Raw genomic sequence first — 13993 nt, 5'->3', positions numbered from 1 at the left:
AATTGAAATTCTAATGATGTTATGCTCACCTTGACGGTGGGCATTTTTTATTTTAGAAGGAGGAGAGACAGCTATTAAAAATTTATTGACCATTGCCGGTTCCGACTGCAGCGGTGGAGCCGGGATTCAGGCCGATCTGAAAACCTTTGCCGCACACGGAACCTTTGGCATGAGCGTGATCGTATCGGTAGTGGCGGAAAACACCAGCCGCGTGATTTCCATTCATGACATCCCGTCGCAGATAGTCGCCGACCAGATCGACGCCGTGTTTGAAGATATTGCGGTGGACGGGATAAAAATCGGCATGCTTTCCGGTGCGGATCAGATGAGAACGGTTTCGGAAAAACTGCGCTTTTACCGTCCCAGCGGCGTGGTGCTCGACCCGGTCATGGTTGCAAAGGGCGGACGCGCCCTAATGCACCCGGAGGCGCTGGAAACGCTGAAAGCCGAAATGCTGCCACAGGCTTTTCTGCTCACGCCCAATATCCCGGAGGCGGAAGCGATCACCGGCATGGAAATCCATACCGTTAAGGATATGGAAAAGGCCGCGGTTATCCTAAGAAGTATGGGCCCCCGGTATGTGCTGGTTAAGGGCGGGCATCTGACCGGCGACGCGGTGGATATTCTGTACGACGGGAAAGATTACCGTTCCTTCACGACGGAACGTATCCCCACGAAAAACACCCACGGCACGGGCTGCACCCTTTCGTCGGCCATCGCGGCAAACCTTGCGAACGGAGCGGAAGTTCCCGAGGCCGTCAGCGCCGCAAAAGAATACGTTACCACAGCCATTCGGCACGCGCTGCCGATCGGAAAGGGGCATGGCCCCACCAATCATTTTTACAATTTGTATAAAAGCGGAGGAATACTACAATGAGAACATATCATACACAGATGGAAGCAGCCAAAAAAGGGATTATCACGAAAGAAATCGCAGCGGTGGCAAAAAAGGAATCCATGGAACCGGAAAAGCTGCGGGAACTCGTCGCGTGCGGACAGGTCGCCATTCCGGCCAACATCAATCATACTTCTCTGTCCCCGGAAGGAATCGGTACGGGTTTAAAAACAAAAATCAATGTTAATCTGGGCATTTCCGGCGACTGCAAAAATTACGATGTGGAAATGCAAAAGGTGGACATGGCGCTCCGGTTCGGCGCGGAAGCAATTATGGACCTGAGCAATTACGGCAAAACCAATACCTTCCGGCAGGAGCTGATCGCGAAATCCCCCGCCATGATTGGCACGGTGCCGATGTACGACGCGATCGGTTACCTGGAAAAGGATCTGCTGGAAATCTCCGCGAAGGATTTTCTGAAGGTGGTGGAGGCACACGCGAAGGAAGGCGTGGACTTCATGACGATTCATGCGGGCATCAATCGCCGCGCCGTGGAGGGCTTCCGCAGGGAAGGCCGCGTCATGAACATTGTCTCCCGCGGGGGTTCCCTGCTTTTTGCGTGGATGGAAATGACGGGCAATGAAAATCCGTTTTATGAGTATTACGATGAGGTTTTGGAGATTTTACGCGAATACGACGTAACTATCAGCCTTGGCGACGCGCTCCGTCCGGGCTGTCTGGACGACAGCACCGACGCGGGCCAGATCGGGGAACTGATTGAGCTCGGCAGCCTGACAAAACGCGCGTGGGAAAAAGACGTACAGGTGATGGTGGAAGGCCCGGGCCATATGGCAATGAATGAGATTGCCGCCAATATGGCGCTGCAGAAGCGGCTTTGCCACAACGCGCCGTTCTATGTGCTGGGGCCTCTGGTCACCGATATCGCGCCCGGCTACGACCACATTACTTCCGCCATCGGCGGTGCCATTGCAGCGGCCAGCGGCGCGGATTTCCTGTGCTATGTCACGCCCGCCGAGCATCTTCGGCTGCCGGATATAAGCGACGTTAAGGAAGGGATTATCGCCAGTAAAATAGCCGCGCATGCGGCGGATATTGCGAAGGGCGTCCCGCACGCCCGTGATCTGGACAATCAGATGGCACACGCGCGCCAAAAAATGGACTGGGATGAAATGTTCCGGGTAGCCATTGACGGGGAAAAAGCAAAAGCCTACTTTGAGAGTACTCCTCCCGCCGACCGCCACACCTGCTCCATGTGCGGAAAAATGTGCGCTGTCCGCACGACCAACCTGATTCTGGAAGGTAAAAAAGTAGAGTTCTGCTCTGAGAAATAAAATACGGAGGATAAAACAATGAATCAAATTACCAACGAAGTATCAAACGCTGTCCGTATCCTGAGAGAAACTGTCCCCCTGGTACATAACATTACCAATTACGTTACGGTTAACGACTGTGCGAACGCACTGCTTGCCATCGGCGCGTCACCAATTATGGCGGACGACATTGCGGAAGCGGCGGATATTTCCGCGATCTCTTCCGCGCTCGTGCTGAACATCGGCACGCTGAACCAGCGCACCATCGCTTCTATGCTTGCGGCGGGAAAAAAAGCGAACGAACTCGGGATTCCCGTTGTGTTTGACCCGGTCGGCGCGGGCGCTTCCAAACTGCGCAACGACGCGACCAGAGAGATTTTGAAGCAGGTGAAAATTACGGTGCTGCGCGGCAATATTTCCGAAGTTTCCTTTGTGGCGGGGCTGAACGTTTCCACCAAGGGCGTGGATGCCTCCGAGGCCGACGGCGGCAACGACGCGGTTGCCATCGCCAAAGCCGTTGCGGAACAGCTGGGCTGCACGGCTGCCATTACCGGCGCGGTTGACGTGATTTCCGACGGAAAAAGAGTAATCAAAATACATAACGGCCACCCCATGCTCAGCAAGGTGACCGGCACAGGCTGCATGACCTCCGCGCTAGTCGGCGCTTACGCGGGCGCGCTGCGGGACGGATTGACCGCGTCGGTCGCCGGTGTAGTCTCCATGGGTATTGCGGGAGAACTTGCGTATGAAGCGGCGGGGCAGACCGGTACGGGCAGTTTTCACATTGCCGTGATCAACGCGCTAGGCCGGCTGGATTCCGAACTGATGGAAAAGAGGGCGAAGCTGGATGAAGCCTGAAGTCGATTATTCTCTGTACCTTTGTACGGACAGAGAACTGATGACCGCCGCGACGGTGGAAGAATCAGTGGAGCAGGCAATTCTTGGCGGCTGCACGCTGATTCAGCTGAGAGAAAAGGACATTTCTTCCCGTGAATTTTATGAAACTGCCCTCGCAGTAAAAAAGGTAACGGAGCATTATCATGTTCCGCTGATTATCAATGACCGTCTGGATATTGCCCTTGCGGTCGGCGCGGACGGCGTGCATGTGGGGCAGAGTGATTTGCCCTGTACAGTCCTGCGCCGTATCTTGGGCGAAGAAAAAATCATCGGGGTGTCCGCGTCCACGCTGGAAGAAGCCGTTCAGGCCGAAAAAGACGGTGCGGATTATCTCGGCGTGGGCGCCATGTACGCTACAGGTACGAAAACGGATGCCGTGATTGTCTCTATGCAGAAATTATGTGCCATTCGTGAAGCAGTGAAAATCCCGATTGTCGTCATTGGCGGAATTAACCTGAAAACCGCTCCGGCGTTCTGCAATATTGGGATTGATGGTCTGTCGGTGGTTTCCGCGGTGATTGCCCAGCCCGACATCCGCGAAGCCGCCCGCGGGCTTTTACAGATTTTTCAGGGAGGGAAGCCATGAAGGAATTGAAAGGCGCGATTTTTGACCTGGACGGTACTTTACTGGAGTCCATGGGAATCTGGGCGCAGATCGATCGGTGGTTTCTTGCAAAAAGAGGGATTTCCCTGCCCGACGACTATGTGGAAAAGGTTACGCCCATGAACTACCGGGACGCGGCGGCATATACCATCGCGCGATTTTCTCTGACGGAAACGGCGGAGGAGGTCATTCGCGACTGGGTGGAAATGTCCGAACAGGCTTATCGCTTTGAAATCGCACTGAAGCCCCGGGCCGGAGAATTTTTACGAAAACTAAAAAGCCGGGGTGTCAAGCTGGCGGTTGCCACCGCGCAAACCCCGGAACTGTACGAGCCTGCGCTGAAAAACAACGGCGTATTCGACTTGTTCGACGCTTTTGCCCATTTGGGTGAAGTGGAGCGGGGAAAAGGTTTTCCGGATATCTATTTTCTGGCGGCGCAGCGGCTCGGTCTTTCCGCACAGGACTGCGTGGTGTTTGAGGACATTTCGGCGGGAATCCGTGGAGCAAAGGCGGGCGGATTTTGGACCTGTGGCGTTTACGATGTGTACTCCGATTATGAAAAAGAAATCATTTTGCGGGAAGCGGACGAGTACATTAACTCCTTTGCGGAACTGCTCGAGCCGGACTGAAAAAAACGGAGAGAGGCTTTTTAAAGCTTCTCTCCGTTGCATTCCACCACTTTTTGGTACCAGTAAGCGCTGTCCTTTGGAATTCGCTGCTGTGTTTCGTAATCAATATAAATGATGCCGAAGCGTTCGTGATAGCCGGAATCCCATTCAAAATTATCCATCAATGACCAGATAAAGTAGCCCCCAATATCAATATCTTCCCTCGCTGCTTTCCGTAAATAACTCAGGTAGCGGCGCAGATAATCGATTCGGTTCGGGTCGTGAACCCGCCCGTCCAGCGAAATCGTGTCATGCGCGGACATCCCGTTTTCACTGATGATAATCTTTTTATGGTACTTTTCATATAGGAATTTTGGACACCAGTACAGGCATTCCGGAGTAACGGGCCAGTTCATTGCGGTCTTCGTCATACCCGGTGGAAAAGGAACCTCTTCCCATCCTTCCTTTGTCGCTTTTACGCGGGTGGAATGGTAAATATTCTGGGCGTAAAAATCAATCGGCTGACTGATGATTTCCATATCTTCCGCACTGATTTTTGGCAGCAAACCGGAAAATTTCTGCCGGAAGTCCTGCGGATACTCCCCTTTAAAGATTGGGTCGCTCCAAAGGGAAACGCTGAAAAGCGCATCAAGAAAATTGTCCGGTACCTCAAAGGTGGCACGCCGGGCGGCTTCGGTATCTTCAGCCAGATTGCTCTGCGGGGAATAGATTCTTCCGCATTGCGCCAGTCCCACACTGACAGGGCCGCCGTATTTTCTGAGCGCGCGCACCGCTCTGCCGTGTGCCAAAAGAACGTGGTGTACCGCCAGAAAATTATCTGCGGCGGAGAGTTTCAGCCCCGGTGCATGCTGGCCGCGGCCGTAACCCAGCCCGATAAAGCACTGCGGCTCATTGATTGTAAAATAGTGATGGATTTTGCCTTGAAACCGCTTTGCGATTGCTTCGGCGTACTGTTCAAACCACAACGGACTCTGTGGGTTCAGCCAGCCGCCCTGCTTTTGCAGGACGGCCGGATAATCCCAATGAAAAAGAGTAGCATACGGTATAATCTCATTTTTCAGAAGCTCCTCTACAACATCCTCGTAAAAGCGCATTCCGTCTTCGTTGATTTCTCCCGTACCGTTTGGGAAAATGCGGGGCCACGAAAATGAAAAGCGGTAAGCACGGATGCCGAGTTGCTTCATCATGGCGATGTCGTCCCGAAAGCGATGGTAATGATCGCAGGCAATGTCGCCTGTCTGCCCTTCAAAGACCGCACCGGGTATCCTGCAGAATTCGTCCCAGACGGAGTCGCCTTTGCCCCCTTCCCTTGAACCGCCTTCAATCTGATAGGAGGAAGCGGCGGCGCCCCAGACAAAATGATTGGAAAAATCCATTTTATTCATCCTCAGTAAAGAATCTCATTAGTCGGTATTCAGGCTATCCCTTTACACCGCCCAGCGCGACCCCGCGCACAATGTATTTGGACAGGATGAGGTAGACAATAATAATCGGTATAATAGCAATGGTAATCAGCATATAAACCTGACCCATGTCAAATTTCAGGAAGTCCGCGCTGCGCAGCTGCGCGATCAGGATAGGCAGGGTCTTTTTGTCGGCTTTGTCAAGCAGCAGGGCGGGAATAAAGAAGTTATTCCACGCTGTTACGAAAGTGAAAATTGCCTGTACGGCAATGGCTGGTTTCATAATCGGCAGTACGATAAAATTAAAGGTGTGTAGTTCACTGCTGCCGTCGATCCGCGCAGCCTCCACAATTTCCATAGGCATGTTGCTGTCAAGGTATTGCTTCATAAAGAAAAATACAACGGGAGAAGAGATCGTGGGAAGAAACAGGGGAATCAGTGAGTTGCGCAGCCCCATTGCCTGCATCTGGTTTACAAATCCAACCGCTGAAACTTGTGTCGGCATCGTCATTATCAGCAGAATAATGATAAAGGCGGCTCTTTTGAATTTGAAGTTATAGGCAAAAATACCGTAAGCGGTCATTGCGGAAAAATAAGTGGCCAAAATCGCACTGAGCGCAGAGACAATAAAACTGTTTCTAATTCCGCTTACAACAGGTAAGTTTGCGTCCTTCAGCATGTTGTTAAAATTGACTGCAAAGGATTTTCCCGGAAGGAAAGAAAAACCCTGCTGAATCTGAAAATTATTTCGGGACGAGTTAATAAGAAGCATGTAGAAGAAAAACAGGCACAAAAAGCAAAGAATCGCTAAAACAAAATAGCTGACTGCCCGTGCTGTAACAAGTTTTCCCTTGCCGGATTTTGCGTGTTTTGTCATTTATGTACGCCTCCTTTTCGCTCTTTTTTTACAGAATCATTGCTTCCCGACATAATAAAATAAACAAGGAAACAAAGAATTGCGCAGATCAGGAACAGTACGGTGGAAACGGCGCCCGCCATTCCGTAATTCTTGCTGTACATATGGTTGTTCAAATACATAATCATGGTGGTTGCGCTTCGGTCAGGGTTGCCGGCGCCGTTGGTCAGAATCTGCGGCACATCAAACATCTGCAGTCCGCCGATCAGAGAGGTAATCAAAACGTATGCCATGATTGGGCGAATCAGGGGGATGGTGATGCGCCAGAACATCTGATTGGAAGTTGCGCCGTCAATTTCCGCTGCCTCATAAAGACCGGGGTCAACACCCATGATTGCAGCCATGAGCAGAATGGTGGTATTTCCGAACCACATCAGAAAGTTCATGAAACAGATGAGTCCTCGGGTGCCTGTTACACTGGCGAGAAAGCGAAACGGCTGGCTGAGAATTCCAAGGGCCTGCAAAGAACCGTTGACCGGCCCGTTGTCGGAAAACAGCGCGAAGAAGAGCATGGCAAAAGCAGAAGCCATGATAAGGTTCGGCATATAAATTACGGTTTTAAAGAACCCCTGCCCGCGCAGGTGCAGCCGCTGATTGGTAAACCATGCCGCCAAAAGAAGCGCAACGGTAATCTGCGGGATAAAACCGATAATCCACATAATCAAAGTGTTTCCAAGGTAGTTTAGCAAATCCGTTCGAAACAGGTTGGAGAAATTTTCAAAGCCGATAAAAGTCGGCCCGATAATCTTTAGTCCCTGACGGTAATATTTGAAGAAACTGTAGTAGATTGTAGAAAGCAGCGGAAACAGAGAAAAAATAATAAAGCTAATGAAAAACGGCGCAATAAACAAGTACCCCCATTTTGCGTAGCTAATATTTTTTCTTCTTTTTGGCGAATTCTCAGCGTTCATATTTGATCGTACTCCTCTCCCCATAAAACTGCACGGCCACAGCCCGGGAATATTTCCCGACCCGCGGCCGTGCGGTTCGCTTAGAACCCGGTTTTTATGATGGCCATTTTATTTCTGTGATTTCGGGGTATTTTTCTTTTACGGTCTTTTCAAAGTTCGCTTTTGCTTTTTCAAGGTCTACACTGCCGTTAAAGTAGTCTTTAAACGATTTCTGCAGGCTTTCATTCATACCCTGGTCATAGGGGCCGGCGTTGCTCATGTCGATCTTCGGAGCCACTTCAGCAAAGAGCTTAATGTGGTTCTGGCCGCCGAGGAACGCGGATTTGAAGTCGCTGTTCGCGATTTCTTCCATGGCCGCTTTATTGTTGGTATAATCCTGTGTGTCGGTTGTGATCTTCTTCATGATCGTGCTGTCGCTGGTGAGGGACTTCATGACATTTTTAATGGTTCCGAGGTTGTCGCTCCCCTTGGCCCCGCAGATCCATGTGCCGCCCCAGTAGTAGCTTTGCGGGCCCTGACAGACAGCATAGTCGCCGTAAACGCCGTTGCCCACTTCTTCCTTGCCGCCTTCCGCGACCGGTGTTTTCAGAGAGTTGCCCAGCAGGGTAAAGTTAATGCCCCATGTGGAGTAGAAGAATCCGAATACTTTTCCGCTTGGACCCTGGTCGGCCTGCCATTTGTCGTCCCACAGAGAGGTCTTGTTGTTGTAGCCTTTGTCGGTGTATTCTTTTGTCTGTTTGACCCAGTTCATCAGGTTGGGGTCAACCGTGGCCGTCGTGTCCGTTACCCACGGAGCGGATACGTTGTTGGAGAAGGTGCGGTAGCTGTCGTCATAGCCGGAAAGCATCTTATAGCCCTTGGTACTGGCTTGTGCCGCTACGCTGTTGAATTTATCCCAGTCAGAAAGAGCTTCCTGTACCTTTGTGGGGTCGTCCGTACCCAAAACCGCTTTGGCTATGGAACGGCGGTAAGCGAACAGACCCGGAGTCGCCTGCCATGTGGTACCCTTCAGGGCGCCGTTTTTGTCGGTGACAATATCCTGTGTGTACTGGTATTGGTTGGACAGGTCGCTGTCTTCCAGTCCTATGTCTTTCTTTACATCCAAAGTATACTCACTGTCTACATACTTCAGCGCGTAATCCGCTTCCACAAGGAAAATGTCGATCTTGTCGTCGGCAGCGGCGCTTTCCTGAGAAAGGAGTGCCTGATCCAGCTTGTTCTGATAGTTGTTGTTGTCGTTCGGATTGATGGTCCACTTTACAACGGTACCGTCGTTTAACGTGGTGGTGGATTTGTCCTTGGCTACTTCTTTTACTTCCGGATAGTAATCGTTGAACCTGCTTTGGAACTCATCGTTCCAGCACCAGATGTTGAGCGTTTTGCCTTCTGCTGCGGGAGCTTCGCTGCTTGGGGCAGCCTGACTTTCAGCGGGAGCTGCCGTGGACGCGGCTGTTCCGCTCTGGCAGCCGGAAACAGTTGCCATGACGCCTGTCATCATCGCGAGAGCCAGAAGCATTGCGGTGATTTTTCTTGCCTTTTTCATGTTTACGAAATCCTCCTTTAATATGGCGGACAATCCGCTAAAATTTATCAGCATGGCAGTCACTCTGCCAAAACTTACAAAAGGAAAACATCAAACCCTTCCTACGGACTGACCTTCGATCAGTTGTCCCATCACCGTAACACTTTCCGTTATGGTGGTGAGGGGGTTTTCTATCTGGCCGATCAGTCTGCACGCGGCCTCACGGCCCAGCATCTTCGTGTCCTGCTTCAGCGTGGTCAGCCGGGGCTTGATTACCTGGGAAAGTGCAATTCCGTCGTACCCCGCAATGGAAATGTCCTCCGGAATCCTCAGCCCGGCGGCCTCAATCGCCTCAATGCCGCCGAGTGCGGCGTAATCGTCGGGCATAATGATACAGGTCGGCCGGTCCGGCAGATTCAAAAGCTCTCTGACACTGTGCCGGGTGGCGGAGGGGTCGTGATAAGCCGCGTGGACAAGATATTCCTGGGGCGTTTCAATCCCCAGATCCATCAGCGATTTGCAGAAGCTGGTTAGCCGCTGCTCGGTGACCGCTGTTCTTTCTCCGTGGACATAGGCGATTTTCCGGTGGCCCATGTCATATATGTACTGTACAAGTTCGTGCATTCCCTGTACGTTTGCCGAATTGATGCTGGTGTGATTGTTAAACACATGGTCAATGGTTACGACGGGAATATCGCTGCTTATTAGTTCGACGACTTCCGGCTGCTGAAAATCGATGCAGGCGATGCACACGCCGTCAAAATTGCGATATCTGCAGTGCTCCAGAAAAGTCATCGGCCGGTTTCCAATATTGATATTGTGATTGATAAAGGTGATGTCGTAGCCGTGCTTTTCTGCTTCCACTTTAAAGCTGTCCAAAACGGCAGAAAAATAATCGTGCGTCAGTCCGCTCTGGGCTTCGTCCACAAACAGCACTCCTAAATTATGGGTACGGTTTGTTTTCAGGGCCCTTGCGTTGGAGTTGGGGAAGTAGCCGAATTGCTCCGCGGCCTCCAGAACACGCTGGCGGGTTTCTTTGCTGATGTCGCTGTAACTGTTCAGCGCCTTACTGACGGTTGAGACGGACAATCCACACTTCAGCGCGATATCTTTTATATTTGCCATAGGACGTTCCCCTGTCTAAAAAATTTTCTAAATCGTTTTCGTACAGTTAGTATAATCCAATATAGATAGTTTTTCAAGTGCAAATTCAATAATAATATGTAATTTTTAAATATTTTTTATTTTAAGGCATATTTTACAAAGATAAAGTGCTTGTATTATTCTGTAAATAGTATTATAAACGAAAACATTTTCGTAAACTATAGACATTTCTACAAAAATGTGTAAAATAGTAAATGAAAATATGTTTTAGATGGAAATCAGTATATTCCGTTTAAAAACGTTCAATAAACCCTGCTTGATTAGTGTAATGTGCCAAAAATTAAAAAGCGCTTGATTTTACTCATCATACCTATTACTATAAAGAAAATGGGGTTAATGTTTTGAGAAATTACTAAAACGTTTTCGTAATTTGCGGCTAAACAAAGCATTGGGAGGAACTTGTCTATGAAATTCGGATATTTTGACGACGGGCGGAAGGAATATGTGATTACCCGGCCGGACACCCCCTATCCATGGATCAATTATCTTGGAAGCGAAAACTTTTTCTCGTTGATTTCCAACACGTCGGGGGGGTATTGCTTTTACAAGGACGCGCGCATGCTTCGCCTTACGCGGTACCGGTACAACAATGTTCCCACGGACGCAGGCGGACGATACTTTTACATAAATGACGGAGGAACTGTGTGGAATCCGGGCTGGGCGCCGTTGAAGACGCCGCTGGACTCTTATGAGTGCCGTCACGGAATGGGGTACAGTGTGTTTGACTCCAGCAAAAACGGGCTGCGGGTAACGCAGACCGCGTTTGTACCGATCGGTGCGGACTGTGAAGTAAACCGCCTGACCATGAAGAACACCTCGGCAGAGCCAAAAAGCTTTCAGGTGTTCTCTTTTGTTGAATTTTGCCTTTGGAATGCTTATGACGACATGACGAACTTCCAGCGCAATTTTAATATTGGAGAAGTGGAAGTAGCCGGGAAAGCGATCTATCACAAAACGGAGTACCGGGAAAGGCGCAATCACTACGCGGTTTTCGGCGTAAACGCGCCGATCGACGGCTTTGACACGGACCGCGAATCTTTTCTGGGACTTTACAACGGCTTTGATAAGCCGGACGCGGTACTGGAGGGAAAATCCCGCAACTCAGTCGCAAGCGGCTGGGCGCCCATCGGTTCCCACTGTGTCCGCGTGACCCTTGCTCCCGGGGAAGAAAAAAGCCTGATCTATGTTTTGGGCTACTGCGAAAATCCGGAGGATGACAAATGGGAATCACCGAATGTTGTCAATAAGGCGCCCGCACAGAAGCTGCTGAGTGCTTTTACCACGGACGCACAGGTGGATTCCGCTTTGGAACGTCTGAAAGAGTACTGGAACGGCCTGCTTTCCAACTACCAGCTTGACAGTGCGGACGAAAAACTGAACCGTATGGTCAATATCTGGAACCAGTACCAGTGCATGGTGACGTTTAATATGTCGCGCTCCGCTTCCTATTTTGAATCCGGAATCGGCAGAGGGATGGGTTTCCGTGACTCCGCGCAGGACCTCCTGGGATTTGTTCACCTGATTCCCTCCCGCGCCAGAACCCGTATTCTGGACATTGCCGCCACGCAGATGGAGGATGGAAGCGCCTACCATCAGTACCAGCCCCTGACTAAACGCGGCAACCATGAAGTCGGAAGCGGCTTCAACGACGATTCCTTATGGCTGATTTTCGGGGTATCCGCTTATATTAAGGAAACGGGGGACTGGTCGATTTTACAGGAGCAGGTTCCCTTTAATAATGTGGATGCTTCAGCGGACACTTTGCTGGAGCATCTGAAGCGTTCGTTTGACCATGTGCTGAACAACCTTGGGCCGCACAAACTGCCGTTGATCGGCCGCGCCGACTGGAACGACTGCCTGAACCTGAACTGTTTTTCTAAAACACCGGGCGAATCCTTCCAGACCTGCGCCAATTTTGAAAGCGGGATTGCGGAGTCGGTGTTTATCGCGGGTCTGTTTGTGGCGGTCGGGCCGGACTATGCGGATATATTACGCAGATCGGGCTTGAAACAGGAAGCGGAACACGCGCTTTGCGAAGTCCAAAACATGACCGACGCCATTCTGAAGGACGGCTGGGACGGGGAATGGTTCCTGCGTGCCTATGACGCTTTCGGGGATAAAGTCGGCAGCCGGGATTGCGACGAAGGCAAGCTGTTTATTGAACCGCAGGGCTTCTGCGTAATGGCCGGTGTCGGTGTAAAGGAAGGGATGGCGCAGCGCGCGCTGGATTCGGTGCATGAGCATCTGGACACGGAGTACGGGATTGTGCTGAATTGGCCTTCCTATACCTCGTACCGTCTAAATTTGGGCGAAATTTCTTCCTACCCCCCGGGGTATAAGGAAAACGGCGGAATTTTCTGCCATAACAACCCCTGGATTTCTATTGCGGAAACCGTACTGGGACGCGGTGACAAGGCGTTTTCCGTCTACAAAAAAACCTGCCCCGCTTACACGGAGGAGATCAGCGAAATCCACCGCACCGAACCGTATGTTTATGCGCAGATGATTGCCGGGCGCGACGCGCCAAGACACGGAGAAGCGAAAAATTCATGGCTGACCGGTACGGCGGCGTGGAGCTTCTACGATGTCTCCCAGTTTATCCTTGGCATTCGTCCACAGTTCGACGGGCTTGAAATTGACCCGTGTATCCCGGCTGATTTTGGTAATTTTACCGTGGAGCGCAAATTCCGCGGAGCAACTTATCGGATTGAAATTGACAATTCGGCAAAGAAGTGCAAAGGCGTCAGGAGCATGACGCTGGACGGCAAACCGGTTGCGGGCAATCTGCTGCCGGTGTGCGGCGACGGACAAAAGTACATTGTCCGTGTAACCATGGGTTAATCGGATTTTTAAAAAACTTCTGTTTTATCTTTGCGGCGATATAAGAAAAGCACAGGCAGCGCCCGGAACGGGTTGGCTGCCTGTGCTTATTTTTGCGTATTGATTTTTATTTCATGCCTGAAATGGTAACGCCCTTGATAAACTGCTTCTGGAAGCAGAGCAGAAGAATGGTTACCGGCAGCATAATCAACGCGGAAGCCGCCATAACGGCGCTGATATCGGTGGAATGCGCGTCTGAGAAATAGGTCAGTGCCAGTGGAAGCGTCATGCTCTTCAATGCGGACAGCATGATTAACGGATTCAGGTAATCGTTCCAGATATCGAGGAAGGTGAAGATTGCCAGAGCTGCAATACAGGGCCTTAGCTGTGGCAGAATAATACTGGCGTAAATACGGAAATCTCCCGCCCCGTCCAGCTTGGCTGCTTCACAAAGACTGTCCGGAATTTCGTCGCAGAACTGCCGGCAAAGGTAAATGCCGAACCCGGACACGATTGCCGGGATAATCAGTGCCTGCAGGCTGTTGTAAAGTCCGATCTGGTTGATGATTAAAAAGCGGGGAATCATGGTGATCTGGCTTGGAACCATCATGGTGCTGAGCACCAGCCAGAACAGAAGATTTTTTCCTTTAAACTTGTATTTTGAAAATACATAGCCGGTGATCGTGCTGGTAAAAATGACAGCCGCCGTAACGGTGACGGAGACGATCACGCTGTTTTTAAACCAGCTGAAGAACGGGGACTTTGTCAGTACGGTCATGTAACCCGAAAGCGTCCACTTGATCGGCATTACTTTTCCCGGATTGTACAAAACTTCACGGGTACTCTTAAAGGAGGTAAGCATCATCCAAATATAGGGCGCGATGATGAGTAAGGAGAATACCATAAGTATAACAGCAATGATAACATACAATTTGTAATATTTTTTAGCGTTGCTTGCCAT

Annotated in this window: 12 protein-coding genes; 6 read left to right on the top strand and 6 right to left on the bottom strand. The window is 50.7% G+C overall.

Annotated elements, in window-relative coordinates; genetic code table 11:
• The first annotated feature begins 73 nt into the window (after positions 1–73).
• From thiD to J5W02_RS04845, 5 genes are read left to right on the top strand one after another with little or no spacing between them, the layout of a single operon-like run.
• On the top strand, positions 74–877 hold the full coding sequence (gene thiD, locus J5W02_RS04865; protein ID WP_219965269.1) for a bifunctional hydroxymethylpyrimidine kinase/phosphomethylpyrimidine kinase: 804 nt from the start codon (positions 74–76) through the stop codon (positions 875–877).
• Positions 874–2187, top strand: coding sequence for a phosphomethylpyrimidine synthase ThiC (gene thiC, locus J5W02_RS04860; protein ID WP_219964559.1), 1314 nt, complete (start codon positions 874–876; stop codon positions 2185–2187). Before thiD ends, thiC begins: the two co-directional genes overlap by 4 nt.
• A gap of 18 nt (positions 2188–2205) precedes the next feature.
• Positions 2206–3024 (top strand): hydroxyethylthiazole kinase, encoded by an 819-nt coding sequence (thiM, locus tag J5W02_RS04855; protein WP_219964558.1) that lies wholly within the window; start codon positions 2206–2208, stop codon positions 3022–3024.
• Complete coding sequence (gene thiE, locus J5W02_RS04850) at positions 3014–3649, top strand: thiamine phosphate synthase (protein WP_219964557.1); 636 nt, start codon at positions 3014–3016, stop codon at positions 3647–3649. The genes thiM and thiE overlap by 11 nt, the downstream gene beginning before the upstream one ends.
• Positions 3646–4296, top strand: coding sequence for an HAD family hydrolase (locus tag J5W02_RS04845; protein WP_219964556.1), 651 nt, complete (start codon positions 3646–3648; stop codon positions 4294–4296). The genes thiE and J5W02_RS04845 overlap by 4 nt, the downstream gene beginning before the upstream one ends.
• Positions 4297–4316: 20 nt before the next feature.
• Here J5W02_RS04845 and J5W02_RS04840 read toward each other — a convergent pair whose 3' ends face one another.
• The 5 genes from J5W02_RS04840 to J5W02_RS04820 all read right to left on the bottom strand — a co-directional run bounded on the left by J5W02_RS04840 (position 4317) and on the right by J5W02_RS04820 (position 10173).
• Positions 4317–5672 carry a GH1 family beta-glucosidase gene (locus J5W02_RS04840; protein WP_219964555.1) on the bottom strand — a complete coding sequence of 452 codons (1356 nt, stop codon included), beginning with the start codon at positions 5670–5672 and terminating at the stop codon, positions 4317–4319.
• A gap of 43 nt (positions 5673–5715) precedes the next feature.
• Positions 5716–6576, bottom strand: a complete 861-nt coding sequence (locus tag J5W02_RS04835) for a carbohydrate ABC transporter permease (protein WP_219964554.1) — start codon at positions 6574–6576, stop codon at positions 5716–5718.
• A complete protein-coding gene (locus J5W02_RS04830; protein WP_219964553.1) occupies positions 6573–7526 on the bottom strand; it encodes a carbohydrate ABC transporter permease in 954 nt (317 codons plus the stop codon). The genes J5W02_RS04835 and J5W02_RS04830 overlap by 4 nt, the downstream gene beginning before the upstream one ends.
• Positions 7527–7620: 94 nt before the next feature.
• Complete coding sequence (locus tag J5W02_RS04825; protein ID WP_219964552.1) at positions 7621–9069, bottom strand: carbohydrate ABC transporter substrate-binding protein; 1449 nt, start codon at positions 9067–9069, stop codon at positions 7621–7623.
• 90 nt (positions 9070–9159) lie between these two features.
• Complete coding sequence (locus J5W02_RS04820; RefSeq protein WP_219964551.1) at positions 9160–10173, bottom strand: LacI family DNA-binding transcriptional regulator; 1014 nt, start codon at positions 10171–10173, stop codon at positions 9160–9162.
• Between the two features lie 444 nt (positions 10174–10617).
• Between J5W02_RS04820 and J5W02_RS04815 the strand changes: the two genes are divergently transcribed.
• Complete coding sequence (locus J5W02_RS04815; protein ID WP_219964550.1) at positions 10618–13053, top strand: GH36-type glycosyl hydrolase domain-containing protein; 2436 nt, start codon at positions 10618–10620, stop codon at positions 13051–13053.
• 106 nt (positions 13054–13159) lie between these two features.
• On the opposite strand, the gene J5W02_RS04810 is transcribed toward J5W02_RS04815, so the two are convergent.
• The gene (locus tag J5W02_RS04810) at positions 13160–13993 is read right to left on the bottom strand and encodes a carbohydrate ABC transporter permease (RefSeq protein ID WP_219964549.1); all 834 of its coding nucleotides are present in this window, start codon (positions 13991–13993) and stop codon (positions 13160–13162) included.

The organism is Caproiciproducens faecalis (assembly GCF_019448085.1).
Classification (GTDB): domain Bacteria; phylum Bacillota; class Clostridia; order Oscillospirales; family Acutalibacteraceae; genus Caproiciproducens; species Caproiciproducens faecalis.
The sequence above is the reverse complement of the archived record's forward strand: the minus strand, read 5'-3'. Positions and strand labels throughout refer to the sequence as shown.